At 37.0% G+C, this 20,603-nt stretch carries 13 protein-coding genes; all 13 read left to right on the forward strand.

Annotated elements, in window-relative coordinates; translation table 11 throughout:
• The 13 genes from FB479_RS15760 to FB479_RS15820 all read left to right on the forward strand — a co-directional run bounded on the left by FB479_RS15760 (position 1) and on the right by FB479_RS15820 (position 20,249).
• A complete protein-coding gene (locus tag FB479_RS15760) occupies positions 1–789 on the forward strand; it encodes an ABC transporter permease (RefSeq protein ID WP_106654733.1) in 789 nt (262 codons plus the stop codon).
• Complete coding sequence (locus FB479_RS15765; protein ID WP_142065920.1) at positions 782–2,593, forward strand: ABC transporter ATP-binding protein; 1,812 nt, start codon at positions 782–784, stop codon at positions 2,591–2,593. Before FB479_RS15760 ends, FB479_RS15765 begins: the two co-directional genes overlap by 8 nt.
• Positions 2,593–4,731 carry a class I SAM-dependent methyltransferase gene (locus tag FB479_RS15770; RefSeq protein WP_142065921.1) on the forward strand — a complete coding sequence of 713 codons (2,139 nt, stop codon included), beginning with the start codon at positions 2,593–2,595 and terminating at the stop codon, positions 4,729–4,731. The genes FB479_RS15765 and FB479_RS15770 overlap by 1 nt, the downstream gene beginning before the upstream one ends.
• A gap of 34 nt (positions 4,732–4,765) precedes the next feature.
• On the forward strand, positions 4,766–6,223 hold the full coding sequence (locus FB479_RS15775; RefSeq protein WP_142065922.1) for a glycosyltransferase: 1,458 nt from the start codon (positions 4,766–4,768) through the stop codon (positions 6,221–6,223).
• Positions 6,224–6,237: 14 nt separating this feature from the next.
• Positions 6,238–8,124: an asparagine synthase (glutamine-hydrolyzing) gene (gene asnB / locus FB479_RS15780; protein ID WP_142065923.1), complete on the forward strand. Its 1,887-nt coding sequence runs from the start codon at positions 6,238–6,240 to the stop codon at positions 8,122–8,124.
• Positions 8,125–8,181: 57 nt separating this feature from the next.
• Positions 8,182–11,397, forward strand: coding sequence for a D-glucuronyl C5-epimerase family protein (locus FB479_RS15785; RefSeq protein ID WP_142065924.1), 3,216 nt, complete (start codon positions 8,182–8,184; stop codon positions 11,395–11,397).
• Positions 11,398–11,546: 149 nt separating this feature from the next.
• A complete protein-coding gene (locus FB479_RS15790; protein WP_142065925.1) occupies positions 11,547–12,659 on the forward strand; it encodes a transglutaminase-like domain-containing protein in 1,113 nt (370 codons plus the stop codon).
• 44 nt (positions 12,660–12,703) lie between these two features.
• Positions 12,704–14,665, forward strand: coding sequence for an asparagine synthase (glutamine-hydrolyzing) (gene asnB, locus FB479_RS15795; protein ID WP_142065926.1), 1,962 nt, complete (start codon positions 12,704–12,706; stop codon positions 14,663–14,665).
• Complete coding sequence (locus FB479_RS15800) at positions 14,662–15,849, forward strand: glycosyltransferase (protein WP_142065927.1); 1,188 nt, start codon at positions 14,662–14,664, stop codon at positions 15,847–15,849. Before asnB (FB479_RS15795) ends, FB479_RS15800 begins: the two co-directional genes overlap by 4 nt.
• Positions 15,827–17,071, forward strand: a complete 1,245-nt coding sequence (locus tag FB479_RS15805) for a glycosyltransferase family 4 protein (RefSeq protein WP_142065928.1) — start codon at positions 15,827–15,829, stop codon at positions 17,069–17,071. Before FB479_RS15800 ends, FB479_RS15805 begins: the two co-directional genes overlap by 23 nt.
• Positions 17,061–17,834, forward strand: a complete 774-nt coding sequence (locus FB479_RS15810) for an acyltransferase (protein WP_232030164.1) — start codon at positions 17,061–17,063, stop codon at positions 17,832–17,834. Before FB479_RS15805 ends, FB479_RS15810 begins: the two co-directional genes overlap by 11 nt.
• Positions 17,835–17,925: 91 nt before the next feature.
• Complete coding sequence (locus FB479_RS15815; RefSeq protein WP_142065929.1) at positions 17,926–19,287, forward strand: sugar transferase; 1,362 nt, start codon at positions 17,926–17,928, stop codon at positions 19,285–19,287.
• A 41-nt stretch (positions 19,288–19,328) separates the two neighbouring features.
• A complete protein-coding gene (locus tag FB479_RS15820) occupies positions 19,329–20,249 on the forward strand; it encodes an NAD-dependent epimerase/dehydratase family protein (protein WP_142065930.1) in 921 nt (306 codons plus the stop codon).
• Positions 20,250–20,603: the final 354 nt, after the last annotated feature.

Here is a 20,603-nt window from a genome sequence, read left to right on the forward strand (position 1 = left end):
ATGAATAACCCTTTCTCTCAACTAATCAGCTATAGAAAGATTCTCTTTAATATAACGGTAGACGATATTAAGAAAAAATATGCAGGTTCAATCATGGGAGGGACGTGGATTTTATTAAATCCACTCCTCTTTCTTTCAGCATATTTTTTGGTATACATAACCATTTTTAAAATCAAACTAACTGGTATATCTACTTTTGACTACGTCTTGATTATTTTTTCAGGTCTAATACCGTGGTTTGGATTTTCTGAGTCGATCGGACTAGGGGTTAATACGGTGACAAGCAATAGTTCATTGATCAAAAATACGATCTTCCCCATTGAGCTGATACCTGTAAAAGTAGTTTTGGCTAGCATGGTATCGCAGTTGATTGGTTTAATCATGTTGCTAATTGTAGTAGGATTCAACGGGCAACTAGGATTCTATGTTCTACTTCTTCCTTTTGTATTGGTATTGCAAATATTATTTACAACGGGTTTAGTGTGGATTCTGGCAAGTATTAATGTTTTCTTTCGTGACTTATCACAGATCATAACAGTGATTTTGATCTTACTTATGATGGTTTCACCAATTGCCTATACAACTGATATGTTAACCAGTGAACTGGTGTATTTCATGCAATTCAATCCGATGTACTATATGATTAGTTTGTATAGAGAGATTATAATCTACAACTCCTTACCAAGTTGGGATATAACCGTGATTTTTGTAACATTGTCCTTAGGAGTGTTTTTTTTAGGACATTACGTATTTACCCGATTGAAAGTGGTGTTTGCAGATTATGTATGATAAATACGCTGTTCAAATTAATAACGTAAACAAATTATTTAAATCTTACAAGCATCCTAGAGATCGTATACTTGACGTCCTTGGATTTGGCTTTCTTACAAAAAATAGATACGAAGAATTTTGGGCGTTAAAAGATATAAATCTTAACATAAAAAAAGGCAGTAAGATAGCTTTAGTCGGTAGGAATGGTGCTGGCAAAAGTACTCTGCTCAAAATAATTGCCGGTAGTTTGAGACCAACTGATGGAGACATAAAAATAAATGGGAAGGTCTCTGCTCTAATGGAGCTGGGTACAGGCTTTCATCCAGAGTTTTCTGGGCGTGAGAACATTTTCGCCTCATTGTCGTATTCTGGTATCGTCGGTAAAGAAGCAAAAGAGAAATTTGAAGAAATCGTGGATTTCTCAGAACTAGAAGAGTTTATTGATAAACCTGTTAAGACTTACTCAGCAGGTATGTATGCACGGCTAGCTTTTGCTACATCAACTGTTGTCATTCCTGAGATCCTTATTGTAGATGAAATACTAGGGGCTGGGGACGCATACTTCATCAATAAATCGATTGAGCGAATGAAAAAATTAACGGAGGGTGGTACAACGGTTCTCTTTGTATCACACGACATATCTTCTGTTCAAAAAATGTGCAACGAGGCTGTATGGATTGATAAGGGAAAAGTGGTGATGGAAGGAAATATTTTAGATGTTACTGCAGAATACCTAGCATCAATTCGGAAACAGGAAGAGAGAAGACTAAAGGCTAGAAATGTACGATTAAAACATAATAATTTTAAAACCTTAGAGGAGGGAATTGAAGATTCACTTGTTTACTTTCACTTCATCACAGAGAATGGGGCTCCATTGGAAAAGCATCCCATATCAGAGGTGAAGTTTTATTGTAAAGATAAGGTTATTGAGTGTCTGCAGATTGGCGACGCCGGTGATACAAATAATGGAAGTGATTTGTTTTTAATTGTGGATAAAGAAATAATTAACTGGTCTTCGCCTGTTGAGCAAAATGGAAAAAGATATCGATCATTTGAAGACGTAGGTGGAGAATACCAGCACGCTTTATTTGTATTTAAAGTACAAAATTTAGCTGAATTGAGAAACTATGAACTAGAAATCGTTTATCAGGATATATCGACTGAGAAAGTGAAAATTGAGTTTTTTGATGGCGAAAACTATGTTGAGATTGGTCATCTTGAGGCAAATGATGATTCCGAGTGGAAATCAAGTGTATTTAATCTGAAAGAAGTTATTCATGATGAAAGTATGGATAATGAGACAGTTAAAACGATAAATTATCAGGAACTACTCGAAGAGAGGGAAAGTAATAGTCGAATATATGGTTCAGGTGAAATGGTTATTACTTCTGTAGATTTTTTAAATGATAATAATGAAGTATCGCATGTCTTCCAAAACCTCGGGTATAAAAAAGTAAGAATCAATTATTTTGCGAAAGAAAAAGTGAGAAACCCAATTTTTGTGCTTGCTTATTACTTGTTGGATGGAACTTGTGCTATGCAAGTGTTATCGAATAAAGATGGATATGAAGTAAACGAGGCATTTGGCGAAGGTTTTGTAAATGTATTCTTTAATCCTTTACTTTTAGGGAAAGGCACTTATCTCGTATCGGTAGCAATCTTTAAAGAATTAAATTTGTTAGATAATGTTGAACCGCCTGCTTACGATCTTCACGATAAGATGTATGAAATTAAAGTGGAGCAGCCTTTTGGGGTTAATGTGTCTTTAGGATTAATTAATCACCCTGTCAGATGGGGAGGGAATGAGAAGGGGGCTATCTAATGGAAAACAGTAACATTATGAAATATTACAATTCCCCGGATATTTGGGAACAAGATCCAACTCAACACCAAGTTGAGATCACTGAGCTAATCTTGTCAAAAATTCCAAATGGTGTGAAGTCAATTTTGGACATAGGTTGTGGTAACGGAATTGTTACAAATCGTTTGGCAAAGAAATATGACAGAGTTTGCGCAGTGGATATAAGTGAAGAAGCACTTAAATATGTGCAAACAGAAAAAATAGTAGGGTCAATAGATAAGCTGCCATTCAAGGATGGGGAATTTGATCTCATATTAATTTCTGATGTGCTTGAACATTTGCCAACCGAAGTCTTCGAAAAAGGTATTCAAGAATTACAAAGGGTTACTAAAAGATATATTTTAATTGTCACTCCGTTTCAAGAAAAGCTAGAATTTGGCATGATGACCTGCAATAATTGCTTGTGCCAATTTCATGTGAATCTGCATATTCATTCTATTAACAAAGAAACGATTGTGCATGGGTTTGGAGCGAAATTTATCATAAAGCAAATGAGTTTCGGCGGAGATGAATGGAGTCATATTCCATCATATGCAAAACAACTAAAGAGCTTATATCACTACTCCAATAATTGGGATAATGCTGTGTGTCCGCAGTGTGGTGTAAAACAAGGTAACCTTAGTGATTCCAATCAAAAGATGATCACTAATCCCAAGTTTTACGATGCAATTGCAGACTCCGTACATAAAGTGATGGATCAGTTACGCTTAGAGGAGTTTCTTCATAACGAAGCGCTTTTTCTGTTAGAAAAAGATTCTGGTTCCAGAACCGAATCAACAAGCAAAACATTATTAATTGAAAGTGACGTTCGATTGAAAAATGTGAAGCTTATTAGTGATGATAAGTGGAACTTAGATTTTACGAATCCTTTCTTTCAAAGATCTCATACCGTATATTTTGGTTACAAGCCATATATAGTAGTTGGCGATAGCTTAAATATTTCGAACATCATAACGGAGGACACACACAGTTATCGATTAGTTGGGCCAAAGGAAGATGGTTCCAATCATGCGATTTTTATCATTCCGAAATTTACAGATGAAGAGTTTTGCTTATTCATTGAATATCAGGATATCACCATTGAGCCTCTATTCGTGAATGTATTTGACCGAGAACGTTCTTATATACCAATTGGTCAGTTAGAAAATAAAGCAGATGGGGAATGGAAGAAACAAAGGATTATCGTACCATCTGGAATCAATTGTCCAGCAGAAGGTTTCATATTCGAACTGACTTCGAGTGACAAGATACAAGAATTACATCCGATTAAATACATTTATGTTAACAATGATTCTCAGAATAACCCAATCTATTCCGTAATTCCTGAAGAGCAAAATGTATCAATAGACCTCAGTGAATGGATCGAGACATTGATTGAATCAAACTGTTACTTTATCTGTGATGCAGATTGCAATGGATCAGAGCGATTTATGGCATCTCTTCAAGTAGGGGCTACACGGATTGATTTGAGATCTGCTCTGATGAATGGTTCTTATGTTATTGAAGTACCATCTGAATTGGTTAACCTATTCGAGAAGGCTTCAGTGAGTACAACAGAAATTCCAATTAATGATCTGTTGGATATACTGGCTGAACAAAAAAAGAAAGAAATTTCCTCTGAACAAATACATTCCGAATTGAATGCACTTCAATTTGAGATGAAAAATCTACATGAAAAGTATGATAGATTGCTAGTCAATCTTCAAAATGTAGAAGCAGAGTTGGAAATACATAGAAACATTAAAATTGAGAATGAAAGACAAATCGTTTGGTTTCAGAACCGTACAGCCGAACTTGAACTTCTGAATGAGCGCTTTCAAAATGACTATAAGGATATAACCGAAAAATATAAGAACCTAACAATTGACTACGAACAAATCGCAAGGTTTCAGAGTCGAGTGGCTGAGCTAGAAATAGAGAAACATCGATACGTAAGGGAACTAGAACAGCTAAATGAGAAATACGAGGGTATTTTAGGAGAGAATAGACAGCTCTTGCGTGAAGTTGACAATAAAATAGAGGCGTTGCAAGACCTAAACACAAAATTGGAAAAATTAGATAAGATGAATCTTGTGCAATTCTTTTTAAGAAAAAAATAACATTACGCTACAGTGCCATTTCGGAGGGGTCATCTTGAATATATTAGTTTTAACTCCTGATACAGATATTGATCGAAGAATTACATTGCAGGCGAACTCCCTGGTGAAACATGGGTTTAAAGTAACCATTATAGGCGTGCCTTTCTCTGGTGACAATTTCTTATCGGGAACGATTGACCCTAATATTGCGATTAAAAGAATTGATCTTCAAAACATTGAATACCACTCAAAAATCGTAAAATTTTACAGAGGTATTCATAAAAAAATTATGAGTTTTGCTTATAAAAGAAACGATTTTATTAACCAATATGCAAATAAAAACATGGTAGCCATTGAAGAGAACACTTCTTATAAACTTGTTCGAAAGTCTAAAAATAAGATGGTTTCTATCAATACTAGGTTGTTAAATTGGATAACGACCAAATGTATAGCACTTGTACAAAAAATGGTAAATGTTTTTTATAACCTGGTTTTAAAGTTCTTTCGTACATTTAACATTAACTTTTTTCCGCTATTTGATAAGGCCTTCTATAATGCGGGTATTCAAGAAGAGTTTGATCTAGTTGTGGCTAACGACTTACCAGCATTAAAGGCAGGATATATGCTTGCAAAAGAAAGAAACGTCCCTTTAATTTATGATGCACATGAAAATTATACGGAACAATGCACGCTTCCAAAAAAATATGCTCTGTTATTGGAAGAGATAGAAGCGCAAATCTTACCTGAAGTTGATTTCTGGATAGTGCCAAATGAATTACTAGGTGAACAAATTATAGAGAAGTGCCAGAAGAAGTATAATGTGACAGTAAAAGAACCATTGGTTATTCAAAATGCCGTGAAACATTGGGAAGAGTATCTTAACTACCAGCATTCTGATTTATTTAGGGAAAAATTGGGGATTGGTCGAGAGAAGAAGATTTTATTGTTTCAAGGTGGCTTTTTGGGCAAGAGAAACCTTGAAAACCTTGTGAAGGCAATGAAGTATGTAAAAAATGAGAATGTTGTTTTAGTTATGCTTGGGTTCGGTACTTATGTCGAAGTCCTAAAAAGCATTGCTAGAAAGTTAAATGTCGAGAGTAAAGTTTATTTTATGGAAGCTGTTTCTCAAGATGAACTACTGAAGTACACTTGTTCGGCAGATGTAGGGATTATCCCGTACCCTGCAGTGGATAAAAACACATATTACTGTTCCCCAAATAAATTATATGAATTTATACAAGCGCGTTTACCGATTTTAGCCAATGATCTACCTTTTTTACGAAAAGTAATCATTGGAGAAGAGATTGGTATTGTTCAAGACTTTTCTAATCCTAAATTCATTGCAAATGCAATAGATTTGTTTTTTGAGGATGAGAGTAAGTTGCAGCATTTTAAAGAAAAATTAAATGATGCAGCGAGAAGAATCAATTGGGAAGTAGAGGAACAAAAGTTAACTAGTGAATATTTAACGATGAGAAAAACTGAAAAAGTACTAGAGAAGGTATTCGTTTAAGGAGGACTTGCGTCGTGTGTGGCATATATGGAATTGTTCGTTCAGAGAAGAGAGTATATGAAAATGAATTAAGAATCATGGGAGAAAAACTCAAGCACCGCGGTCGTGATGATGAAGGAATTTTTTTGCATGACAATATCGGTTTGGGGCATAAGCGGTTAAGCATTATTGACGTAACAAACGGGAAACAACCAATGACAAACGAGGATGGAACAGTCTGGATTGTCTTTAATGGGGCAGTATACAACTACTTAGAGCTACGGCAAGAATTAGTACAAAAAGGGCACAATATTAAAACCTATTGTGATACAGAAGTCATCATTCATGCCTATGAAGAATATGGAAAAGACTGTGTAAGTCGTTTCAATGGTATGTTTTCATTTGTGATATGGGACCAAAACAAACAAGAGATATTTGCTGCTAGAGATCGATTCGGGGTTAAACCATTTTACTATTCCATGGAAGATGGCGAGTTTATTTTTGCGTCTGAGATTAAAGCGCTCCTTTCCTATAATCCAGCACTGCGTAAAGTAAATATGAAGGGTTTAAAAGATTATTATGTTTTTCAGTATACATTAGCCGATAAGACGCTATTTGAAGGGGTTAAAAAACTGGAGCCAGGATACCATTTGACTATAAAAATAAACGATGGTTTCCGAGCAAATATCGAGCAGTATTGGGATTTTAATTTTAATTATGACTTGTATCATACAGAGGATTACTTCGTCGACAAAGTGAGGTTTTTATTAGAAGATGCTGTGAAGATTCGGTTAAGAAGTGATGTGCCCGTGGGAGCACATCTTAGTGGTGGCTTGGATTCAAGCTCAGTTGTTTCTTTTGCAGCTTCTCTTCTTGAGGGAATGAATATAAAGACGTTTACTGGAGGCTTTTCAGACAGTAAAGAGTATGACGAAACATATTACGCTAAATTAGTTGCAAAGCATTCGAAGGCTGATTACTATGAGATTTTTCCAACTGCTAGTGATTTTGCTGATAGTATCCAAGATATCATATATTATTTGGATGAACCAGGAGCAGGCCCAGGTGTATTTCCACAATACATGGTTTCGAAGCTTGCCAGTCAGCATGTAAAGGTAGTTCTAGGAGGACAAGGTGGCGACGAGATATTTGCGGGATATGCACGTTACATGGTTGCTTACCTAGAAGAAAGCTTGAAAGGTGCAATTGAAGATACGGCGAATCGTGGGGAATTTGTAACTACATTAAGTTCCATCATCCCAAATCTTAACCTATTGAGCAACTATAAACCAATGCTTCAGCATTTCTTTAAAGAGGGACTTTTCGGTCCACAGGATCAGAGATATTTCCGGTTAATTGATAGAAGTGAAGGCATGAAAGATGTATTAGACTCCGATTTGTTTACGGAGAGCAGTAGCTATTCTGTATTCGATGACTATCAAAAGATATTTAATCGTTCAAACGCAACTTCTTATCTCGACAAAATGCTATATTTTGATGTAAAGGCATCTTTGCCAGCATTACTGCATGTTGAGGATCGGACCAGTATGGCAGTAGGCTTGGAATCGAGATTACCACTACTTGATTACCGACTAATGGAGTTAGTTGCTACGATTCCACCTGTAATAAAGTTCCAAAGTGGAAAATCAAAAAATATTTTGAAACAAGCTGTTAAAAATCATGTACCAGACGAAATCATTAATCGGAAGGACAAAATGGGCTTCCCCGTACCATTAAATGAATGGTATCAAAAAGATCTAAATGGATTCATAAAGGAAATACTTCTTGATCCTCGTACTGCTAATAGGGGATATTACAATGTTACTGAGATCGAACAAATCTTGAGCAAGCAAACAAAATTTAGTCGTGTGATGTGGGGACTCCTTTGCTTGGAGCTGTGGTTTAGGGAATTCATTGATTAAGGTGTTAATGAAATATAAACCCTGGGGACATAATTATCAACATGGGAGGATACTTTTGTGATAAGACTAACGAAGTGGATAGTTGCCTGCGGGTTATTTATTTTTGCTTTGGTTACTTCAATATACTTTGCAAGTGGAAACGAAGAATCTATGAATGTGAACCAAGGAGGCATTATTGATTTGAATGATGTACAACAGACGGATGTGGATAGAGCAAAACAATTATTTGATCAGAATGGTGTACCTTATCTTGAAATAGATGGTGTTGGTAAGAAGATAAATCCAGCAGGAGTAGGTGTTTACGCGCTTGAGTATTTAAACAAAGGTGATATGAAAAAATATTGGGCTTGTATAAATTGGTTAGAAGAAAACTTAGTCGAGTATAACAATAATTATATTTGGTACTATGATTTTGATAATACTTATAACGATCTCCAAATCAAGTCCCCTTGGTATAGTGCCTTTGGACAAGCACTCGGTATTGAAGCATTTGTATCGGCATATAATGAAACTAACGATCCCAAATATCTCAATTTGGCAGAGAAAGCAGCGCAAATACTTTTTATCCCCCTGAATAATAAGGGACTGCTTTTTGAAAAAGATCAAGACATTTGGTTTGAGGAAGTAGCAGCTCCTGTAGAAAATCCTTCGCATATTTTAAATGGGCATATGAGAACTCTTATTGCAATTAAGCAACTCGCTGATGCATCTGGAGAACAAAAGTATAAGGATTGGTTCGACAGAGGAATCGCAACTTTGGAAAAATGGCTACCTCTGTACGATAATGGGTACTGGTTAAGATATGATCTTAATCCGAAAAAAGATGAGTTGTTGTTTCGGTTTAACAACCCTTATGGGTATCAATTATTGAATTTGGCTATTGATAAGATTATACTCAGAGATCCTATAAACGGTGAAGAAGTCTCTATTGACATTGGGAGCCAAGGTGATGCTGAGGGACATGTACGTATTGCAGGTAACGACTGGGGGCAAACTGAACTTCTAGATAATCGAACGATAAGAAGACTAAAACCAGTTAATCCTGCTACAAGCCAAGAAGATGCGGATGGTCAAATGAATGCTCCAGGCACTTATTTTTACCTTACGTTACCTTCGAAATGGACGGATAATCTGAGAAAAGATTGGTTTGAATTGAGTATTGTATACAAAGATGAAAAAGCAGGGAATGTATCGACACAAATAAGATCCATTTCCCCAGGGACATCTTTTCGTAATTTGCATGATGGTGATTTGCTGCTAACTGGCTCTAATGAATGGGTAGAATGGAAAATACCTGTAAGAGCTACGGATTTAGGTTGGTGGACAGGTATTTCATATGCTGAAAAGCATACTGATTATTTATCTCAGCTAGCTAACTTTTCTCCATCATTAGAAAAATGGGAAAGAAAAAATAGGGGATATGTTAATTCAATAAAACAGTTTAATGAAAATGAAGTGAAAGTTGTAAAGGCTGAACCACAAGTTTTACCACAACAAACTCCAATGCTATCCCTTTTTTCTTTTGATCAGGATGGGGTTTTAAGACAGCATCAAGCAAGTAAAGAGAATAAATTTACTCCAACAGGCTGGGACGGAAAGGGGAGACCAGGGCCAGCAGTATACAGTCCATTTATTATTGCAACACAAGCTATCAAAGGGAATATGTTTTTTAGTGACTACAGTAAAGGGACTAAAGAAGAAATCATTAAAACCTATGGAGTGAACCCTGAATTAGTAAGTTCTGAGGCGGCATACAAATGGATAGAAACCAACGGAAAAACAGTTGCTAAAGACGCGAAAATATGGGAATTCGGTTTTGATAACGCATATAATGATGTGGTCTCAAAAAATCCATGGCAATCGGCATTTGGACAAAATTATATTATTGAGGCTCTACAAAAAGCTGTAAAGAAGGGCAAGCCTAATTCAGAAGTAAATTATCAAGAGTTACTTCAACAAGCTGTAAATGCCTACAATGTACCTGTAGAAAATGGAGGCCTCTCAACGCAAATTGGTCAAGACGCACTGTTTTTTGAGGAAGTCCCAAATAGCACGCATGTTTTGAATGCACATTTATTTTCCACTGTAACATTGTTAGATAGCAGCCGTGATTTATCTGAAAAAGGGATAAAGGCATTAAAAGATACATTGTGGCTTTTTGATAACGGTTATTGGTCAAAATATGATCAAAATCCGAAAAAAGAGTTTCTACTGCAACTTGATTGGGTGGATGGAAATAAAAGTCCAGCAATTGATGAAATTTATATCGAAAACGTTGAAACAAAAGCAGTAACACATATTGATGTTGGAAGTAATAATGATTTCAACTCTCATCCTCGAATATCTGGCACCGATTGGTCTGAGGTTGTGAATGTTGATGGGAAGACAGTTCGCTACTTCAACAATGGATATCTCTATAATAAAGAACCGATTAAAAATGGACATCGACATAATGTTTTTATTGTAGGTGCCCTTCCGGAGAAGCCTATTGATAATTACTTTGATCTTCCTATTCATCGAATAATTATTAAGTATAAAGATGAATCAAAAGGTCAATTTGCTGTAAAAATTCAATCCATTAATGAAGGGAATTACCTTGAGTTTACACCAATTCAAAATGGAGTAATTAGGACTACTGGAGATGGTAAGTGGAAAGAAGCGGTTCTAACTATTCGCCCCCAAGATTTAGGTTGGTTTATGGGGCCTGATTATCAAAAGTTTCATGTACAACAATTACAGGAGTTAGGTAAGAAAACAAACGATTGGTTCTTTACTCAGTATGCTGAAAAATGGTCGTATTATCTTAATAACACGCTTAACGGGAAGAGTTCAATAATCGAAGAAAACTCGCAAAGTCAACTCGTGGACATTACTGGAAATGTAAAAGTATCATCGTCATCAAAAACCTATCCAAAGCATGGTGTTGAAAATGCTCTTGATAATGATCTTAATGATGATTATGGTGCATTCATTGAAGGTGAGTTACCTCAATTTTTTACTTTACAATTAGAGAAAGAGGTCCCTATTCAAAGCATTGAACTGACGTGGGAAAGCGATAAAAACTATGGAGAAGAGTATATTATTGATTTCTTAGACAGGACAGGGAAAAGTTTCAAGCAAATAACTAGGACAAAGCAGCAGGGAAAAGTCCAGCAAATTAATGTAGGTGGAGTAAAAGCAAGTTCAGTAAAGGTAACGGTGAGGAAAACTGTAGGGCAACCTCGAATATTAATTCGAGGGATCAAAATGTTGGCTCTTGAAGAAAAAAAATAATTTGCATGGTATAATTTTAGGGCCAGTCTATCTGGCCCTATTTTTAAGGAGGACACAAATTATAAAGATGTCAAAGATTTTGGTACTAAGATTAACGATAAACACAGAGGCGGAAGAATCGAGTTTCTAATTCACTGGAGGTAACAGCTATGAAATATAAATTTGCTAAACTTACACTAGCTGTGATTGTTTCTTCTTATAGTTTATTTTTTCCATCCCATTCTATTGCAAATAATAATGTAAATAATAATGAAAACTTTTTTCTTAGGGGTGATGATCCAAATAACCCGTTACGACCATTTAAACAGCCTGTTACCAACGAAATTGTAAACGTTGCGAACAGTATTTTAGCTGATAAGGGTAAGCTATCTCCTCATCAAAAAGTGGTTGCATTCATGGATTTTATTGCTGATTTTGAGGTAGGAATCGCTAGTAACTCTAGTCCTGAAGCCACAGTTAATGAACGGATAGGTGCATGTGGAACTTTTACAAATTTACTATTAGCGTTAGCAGCTACTCAAGGGATTAATGGTAGAATTATTAGTTTAGGTAACTATCCAACAGATGATGGACATGCTGTTGCAGAGCTATGGATTAACGGCAAGTGGAGTGTCTACGATCCAACTTATGCATCTTATTATACTGATACTTTAAATAATTCAACGAATCCCAATGTCTTATCTTTTGAGGAACTCAGAAAAGGAGAAGGAAAAAGGAAAGATGTTGCACTAATTCTTAATGGGAAACAACGATTTAATCAATCTCCATTACTAGCAAAAGACTATGTTGGAACTGATATTTATGAAAAGGCAAATCCCGCTGGGCCGATTGGACCAGAAAATCCATTTATATACCCATTGTGGTTAGATGTCAATCAAAAAGTTGAAATCCGAAATAATGACTTCGGTCCGAAAAATCAAGGTGCCCAGTATATTGGAGCGGCAGGAATAAATAACTATCATAACTGGAAGTTGACCTCATTAATACCTGGCAAAGAATATGAACTTGAGATTGTTCCGGATTGGATTGGAGGAGATTTTCTAAACAATGAGACGGATTTTCAGCTAACAGCTGAAATGAAAGCAGGAGGACGGCTCCTTGGCGAGGCAAATAAAACGTTTTTCAGTAAAGAATTAAATCCTTGGACCATTAGGTTTAAGGCAGATGATAGTGTAGTTAATATTCTTATAAAGCATCCTTACTTTGGACCAGAGTTAAAATATATATTTCTGAAAGAAATTCGTATTAAAAACATTTCTTGATCGAATATTTTATTTTGAATAAACAAGTTGATTTTGGAGGGTGTATGTGTGGTTTTGTAGGAGTTTTTAATCTTGACCAAAAAACGGTAAACCCTGATAAGCTAGTTAAGATGCGTGATATCATCGCTCACCGAGGTCCTGATAGTGATGGGATATTCCTCGATAACAATCTCGGACTAGGTTTTCGTCGACTCAGTATTATTGATCTAGAAGCGGGCCATCAGCCAATGACAACGGTTGATGGCCGTTATACCATTGTGTTTAATGGGGAGATTTATAATTACATAGAATTACGTAAGCTTTTAGTCCAAAGAGGAGTGATCTTCCGTACTGAGTCTGACACGGAGGTTCTACTACAGTTGTTGGCCCAAGAAGGGAAAAAAGGTTTATCACAAATAAATGGAATGTTTGCCTGTGCTGTGTGGGATAAACAAAAGCGTGAGTTATTTGTAGCACGAGACCGAATAGGAATAAAACCGTTCTACTATTACTTTGATGGAGAACGGTTTGTATTTGGTTCAGAAATTAAAGCTATTATTGCCGATCGCACAATTAAAAGGGAGCCCAATTACCAAGCTATTGTAGACTATCTATCATTCATGTACGTGCCAGATGATAAGACGTTTTTTAATAACATTAAAAAATTGCTGCCAGGTCATTGTGCAACAGTGTCCGAAAAAGAAGGTTTGCTCATTGAAGAGTACTGGGACCTTACATTTGAAGCTGCTTCTAGAACAGAATCTCAAACGGTTGAAGAGCTTAGGTTTTTAATAAATGACTCCGTAAAATTACATTTACGAAGTGATGTTCCATTGGGTTGCCACTTAAGTGGTGGGCTTGACTCAAGTACGGTTAGCTCTTTATCGGCTAAACATCTAGAGCAGCGAATAAAAACGTTTTCTGGAAAGTTTAATGAAAGCGATTTTTATGACGAAACAAAATATGCAAAAATAGTTGCGAAAGCATCAGGCACCGAATATCTTGAGATCGTTCCGGATATGAAATTTTTTCAAGATTCATTAGCCAAACTAATATGGCATATGGATGAACCAGCAGTTGGACCAGGTATTATCCCGCAATTTTCTGTTTGTCAGTTAGCGGCTGATAATGTCAAAGTAGTTTTAGGTGGTCAGGGAGGGGATGAGATATTCGGGGGGTACACACGTTATTTCCTTGCATATGAAGACCTTCCTTTGAATGGGCAACCGTCATCCCCCGTAGCCTCAATGCAGAAGTCATTTTCAAACAGCTTGAAAAGAAGGGCTCTGCTCATTTACGGGTATGCCAAGCAACATGGAATCAAAACAACAATTAAAAAGATAGGACAACGAATACAGGAAACACCAACGCAACCGGGGACATTTGAGGAGATATGGCGAAAATATTCTACATCGATGGTGCTTAATCCTAATTTATTTGGTTTGAAGATGCAGGATGTCCTTTCAAATTACGATATGAATGATACGTTCAATAGGTATCTCCGCAAAGATGTGAGTGAGGACCGTTTCGACCTAATGCTCTACCATGATATCAAAGCATATCTCCCAGGACTGCTTCAAGTCGAAGATCGAACGAGTATGGCGGTATCGTTAGAATCAAGAGTACCGCTGCTAGATTATCGGATTGTGGAATTTGCTGCTTCTATTCCGTCTTCGGTAAAGGTAAAAGGATTAGAACCAAAATATATATTTAAGCAGGCTATAAAGGGAATGATACCCGATGAAGTCCTAAATCGAAAAGACAAAAAAGGGTTTCCAACACCAATCAATGTCTGGTTTAAAAAGGATCCGCAATTTGTGAATAAAATCTTGCTAGATGATTCAGCAAGACAAAGGGATTTATTTAATGCAGTGGGGATTTCAAATATGCTATCCTCAAACGGTGATTTCAGTTGGCAGCTATGGTCCTTATTGAATGTTGAGCTTTGGTTTAAAATATTTATTGATGAAGATCCCCGATTTGTAGATTCAAATGGATATATACAAAAAAGGGTTGAACTCGCATGAAAAAGAAACACATTTGCATGCTTGTAAGCAACGAGGTAACCTCTGATCCTAGAGTGACGAAGGAAGCGAGTTCACTAAGTAATCTCTGCCAGGTAAGTATTGTAGGGATACGCAAAACTTCAAGCGTCCCAAAGCATGAGAAAATTGGAAACTACACCGTGTTTCGTGCAAATGGGTTAACAAATAACCGCTTAAAAAAGAGCACGACGACGCTGGGTATTCTAAAGATCGCAATGAATAAGTTAGTTGCTTTTTTGGAGATGGGTAAGATTGCATTTGGACAAAAAGCAGACGTCTATCATGCTCATGATTTTGATATGCTGCCATTTGCCTATGTGGTTGCCAAATTAAGAGGAGCGCTACTTGTGTATGACTCACATGAGCTGTGGGCTGAGCAGAGGGCTGATTTTCCCCAATGGTTTAAAAAATTGGTAATGTTGATAGAAGGGTATGTTATCCGACGGGCAAATCAAACGATAACGGTCAATGAATCAATTGCTCATGAACTTCAAAAGCGTTACCGGTTAATCTCCTTGCCTGTCATTCTACACAACTTTACGATGCTCCAAAATGAAAAAAACCTTCAGATTCATGATAACCACTCAAAAATAGTGATACTGTATCACGGGGGGTATCTGAAAGATAGAGGATTGGAAGAGTTAATAAAGTCTGTGAAGTTTCTCCCTTCTCATATTGTGATCCGCTTAAGAGGGATGGGACCTATGGAAGAAGAACTCCGATCACTTGCTGCACCATATATAGTCAGCGGTCAAATTGAATTTTGTGAGCCAGTAGCTATGATGGATTTAGTTAAGGAAGCAAGCGAAGCTGATATCGGAATCATCCCGTATAAACCAACTTGTTTAAATAACTTATTCAGTCTTCCAAATAAACTGTCTGAGTATATGATGGCTGGACTAGCCGTCTGTGCCAGTAATCTCCCAGAAATTCGGAAGTTGAATGATAGAGTGCATTTTGGGGAGCTGTTTGACCCTACTGATCCAAAGAGTATTGCAGAGGCAATAGTCCGTTTGTCTTCTGAAAAAGAATATTTGCGTCAATGCAGCGAAAACGCAAAAACATGGGCAAATAGTGAAGGGAATTGGGAGAAAGAAAGTGAAAAGTTGATCTTTCTCTATACCAATCTGTTAGGTGAACGATATGAAAAAAGTTTGGATCGTTAACCAGTATAGTGTTACGCCCGAATATCCAGCTAGTACACGCCATTACGAATTAGCCAAATACTTAGCAAAGCGACACACTATCACTTTATGGGGAAGTAACTTTATTCATCACAACAAAACGTATCGTTTTTCCAAATGGACATTGATAAAAAAAGAAGTGCTAGAAGGTTTTCGTTTTCTATGGATAGGAGCGATATCTTATAAGGATAACGGAGTACTTCGATTTATAAACATGTTTCTGTTTGCTATTTGTTTTTTTGTCGCAGGATTGTTCCAGCGTGAAAGACCCGACGTCTTGATAGGATCATCGCCTCCATTGTTTACTGCCTTCTCCGCCATGTTGCTAGCAAAGGTTAGGAAAGCTGTATTTATTTTGGAGGTCAGGGACTTATGGCCGGATTCATTAATTGATATCGCTGGAGGAAGGCACAAACTGCTAATCAGACTGTTGCGCTGGATGGAACAAGTATTGTATAGGGAAGCGGATAAAATTATAGTACTTACAGAAGGTATTGGTGATCGAATACAACAAAAGGGAATATCGCAGGATAAACTCTTTTTTCTGGCTAACGGAATTGATATAGAAACTGTTACGTTGCCATCTGATCCCTCCCATGACAGACAAAAAATGCGAGAGTCGCTGGGGATCTCAAATGAGGATTTTGTCTGTATGTATGCAGGTGCGCATGGACCCGCCAATGATTTGGTTCAACTCATATATGCCATGGAAATGCTTAAAAAGGAACAAAGGATCAAAATTGTACTAATGGGTGAAGGTATTGAGAAACCGAAACTCCAACAGATAACGAAAGAAAAGGGATTAGGAGAAAGTGTCCTATTCCTCTCAGCAGTTTCAAAATCTAACGTTCACAAGTATTTAAATTGTGCGGACGCTTTTCTTATTTGTTTAAAAGATGTTCCTTTATTTGAAGGGGCACTTCCAAACAAATTGTTTGACTATCTGTTACATGAAAAATTGATTATTACTACAGTGCGAGGAGAACTTCATAACTTTTTACAACGTTTCAATTTGGGTGTATATGGGAATATCAAGGAAACTGGTGAGCACTATCTACCTGAGGTAATACGTAAGCTTGCGTACGGGAGATTTCCGGTGTCTAACATTTCAGGAAAAGATATCGTCTCGAAACAATTTTCGCGTGAGAATCAGGCAGATACCTTAGCAGCGATGATGGAGGAGTTAATCAAAAATGGAAGGTGACCAACAAATGAGTTCATTTATCAATTCGCAAGCGAAATTAGGAAATCATGTTACATTCGGCTATAACTGCATTATTGAAGAAGATGTAGAGATTGGTGACAATGTATCTATCGGCCATAACGTTATCATTTACAAAGGCACGAAAATCGGCGAAGGATGCCAAATACATGACAATGTTGTGATTGGAAAAAAACCAATGCGTGCCGCAAGATCGATCTTAAAGGCACAAACAGATCATCCACCAACTGTGATCGGAAATCGTTGTACAATTGGAACCAGTGCGATTGTTTACGTGAATGCGCAACTGGCAGATGAAGTATTCGTTGCTGATCTTGCTACCATTCGTGAAAAGGTAACAATAGGCACCCAAACGATTATCGGTCGTGGAGTCGCTGTAGAAAACGAATGCAGCGTAGGCGCATATTGCAAGATTGAGACAAATGCATACATTACTGCTTTTTCTACTATTGAAGATTATGTATTTGTTGCACCTGGTGTTGTAACAAGTAATGATAACTACATTGGACGTACGGAAAAAAGATTTTCTGCTTTTAAAGGGTGTACAATTCGAAAAGGCGGCAGGGTAGGAGCAAATGCCACTCTGTTACCTGGACTGATTGTGGAGGAAGATGGAGTTGTTGGGGCGGGAAGCGTGGCAACTAAACAGGTAGTCTCTGGGAAGATTGTTGTCGGTAATCCGGCAAAGCCGTTAAGAGATGTGGAAGAGGACCAACTCTTAATAAATCAGCCTAAAAAATCGTAAGAATCGACATAGACATATGAATGTGTGATGTTTGGAAAACAGTAAGTATGTTAAAATACCTCTAGCAATTGATATTGTTAGGGGTTTTTTTATGTTTAATATATTGGATAGACGCATTGATAAGTTTATTTTGTTAACGGTCGACTTGTTCATCATTTTTTTTACATATGTTCTGGCTTTTTTCTTAAGGTATGAAAATATAACGGCTAGAAACTGGGAATCGTTTCTGGCGCTTGCACCTTGGATTCTCTTGATTAGCTTGTTTTTTCTAACAGTCTATGAGCTCTATACATTGAATAGAAAAAGCATATGGGATGTTGTGAGAAGTATTTTCGTTGCGACTACTTTCATTACGTTCTTAACAATGGCTGCTTCTTTTATTTTTCGTGAGTTTGCACTGCCAAGATCTGTCATACTGATTTCGTATTTTCTGATGATTGGATTACTGTCAGGATGGAAATTTATTTATCTGAAATGTAAACGTGATTATAAATCAGGTACAACATTGTTAATTGGTTCACAGGTTGAATTTGCAAAGATCGGCATGTCATTCCTTGGTCCTATAAAGTGGAAACATATTCAGCCTGATCAAAGCATTGAAGAAATCATTACACAAATGAACAAGGTAGATTCTGTCATCATAACGCCAGAATTATTGGAAGAAAAGAAAGCTCAGATCATTTACCAAGCTATGAAACAGAATAAGATCTTATACGTTGTTCCATCCTTGTATGATTTGCTGCTTTCTAAATCGATTATCACATCATTGGATGACACGATGGTCCTAGCAGTCAAGCCATTTGGTCTTCCCGCTGACCAGCGATTGATCAAGCGGGTTTTTGATATGATTTTCTCTTTTCTTTTTTTGGTGCTCTTATCTCCCATTTTTCTTTTCGTGAGTTTTCTGATCAAGTTTGAGGAGCCAAAAGGAAGGATCATTTTCAAGCAAAAAAGGATCGGACAACATGGAAATGAGTTTCAAATTTATAAATTCCGCTCCATGATAGAAGATGCAGAAGTACATACGGGACCAATCATCGCTAAGCAAAACGATTCTCGTATTACGCGGGTCGGAAAGTTATTGAGACTAACCAGAATAGATGAACTGCCCCAATTGTTTAATGTACTCATAGGTGATATGTCACTTGTAGGTCCAAGGCCGGAGAGAGAATATTTTACAAAGCAGTTTGTCGAACAGTTCGAGTCTTATGAATACCGACATGTTGTAAAACCAGGGATTACGGGATATGCCCAAGTTATGGGGAAGTACACGACGGATGTCGAGGATAAGCTGCGATATGACTTGCATTATATTAGAAACTACTCTCTTCTGCTGGATATAATCATTATGTTACGTACGATCATTGTCTTGCTTGATAAAACCAAAGCAGAAGGACGAGAAAAGCCTGCAAAGGTGAAAAAAGGCGACAGGAACTTTCCTGTTAATTATTGAGAAGATAGAAGCCGTCACAAATGCGTGAAGAGGAGACTTTAATGAAAGTACTCGTAACTGGAGGGGCAGGTTTTATAGGTTCCCATATTGTAGATGAATTAATTGAGTGTGGACATCACGTTGTCGTGTTGGACAATTTATCTGTTGGGAAAAAGGGGAATCTCACTAGGGACGTTCGAATCATTAAACAAGATATTAGAGCTGATTTGCATTCGCTCTTTTCTAGAGAAAAGTTTGACATTGTCATACATCAGGCTGGGCAGGTTAGCGTACCAAATTCTTTAAGAGACCCGATTACAGATCTTCAGGTGAATTTAACAGGGCTACTCAATCTTTTAGAAGCAGCTCGGAAGCATCAAGTAAGAAAAGTAATATTTGCTTCGACAGCTGCTGTATACGGAATGCCCATTGAATTGCCTATTAAAGAGAGTCATCCGTTGAAGCCAGTTTCTCCGTACGGCTTAACTAAAAAGACATCAGAAGAATATTTGAGGATGTATCATGACCTGTATGGTATCGATTTTACTATTTTACGATATGCCAATGTGTATGGCCCAAGGCAGTCTTCAAATGGAGAAAGCGGTGTAGTCTCTATTTTCACTGATTTATTCAGCAGAGGAGAATCACCAATTATATATGGAGATGGGAGCACCACACGTGATTTTGTGTTTGTAAAGGATATCGCTAGAGCAAATGTACTTGCACTGCAAGCAGGAGATGGAGAAATCTTTAATGTTTCCACAGGAATTTCCACAAGTTTAAACGAGCTGTACAACCTGTTTAACAATTTATTAAGTGGACAGGGAGCACCTATTTATGTAGATTCAAGATTAGGTGACATTAATCATTCTGTTTTATCTAATTCTCACATTATGGATAAAGTAGGGTGGGTACCTAAAACAAGTTTAACTGATGGGATTCGAGAGACGTTGGATTGGAAACTGCAATTAGCGATTATGTAATCCTTCGGTTTAAGTAAATAGTAAACGGTGGTAATCAAATCTGAAGGACCAGCCAGTAAAAGGCAGGTCCTTTATTTTTTGTACGAATATTTGTTTATCCCCATGATAGAAAAAAGACCAACTGAGCTGGTCAGTTGGTAAATGGTGCTTCCCCAAGTTATTTGTTTAGACACTTATATTCTAGCAATATTGAATAATAATGTAAACTTTAACATCTAATAGGTGTCGATCTTTGAAGTAAGGATAGCTTTCCATTCCTTGACATCATCTACTTCATACGGGTATCCTAACATAACTACTATTACGAATAGCTCTGTTCTATGGTTGCAAAAACCGTTTCATTGCTGCTTGTAA

It is taken from the genome of Brevibacillus sp. AG162 (assembly GCF_006715575.1).
GTDB classification, from domain to species: domain Bacteria; phylum Bacillota; class Bacilli; order Brevibacillales; family Brevibacillaceae; genus Brevibacillus; species Brevibacillus brevis.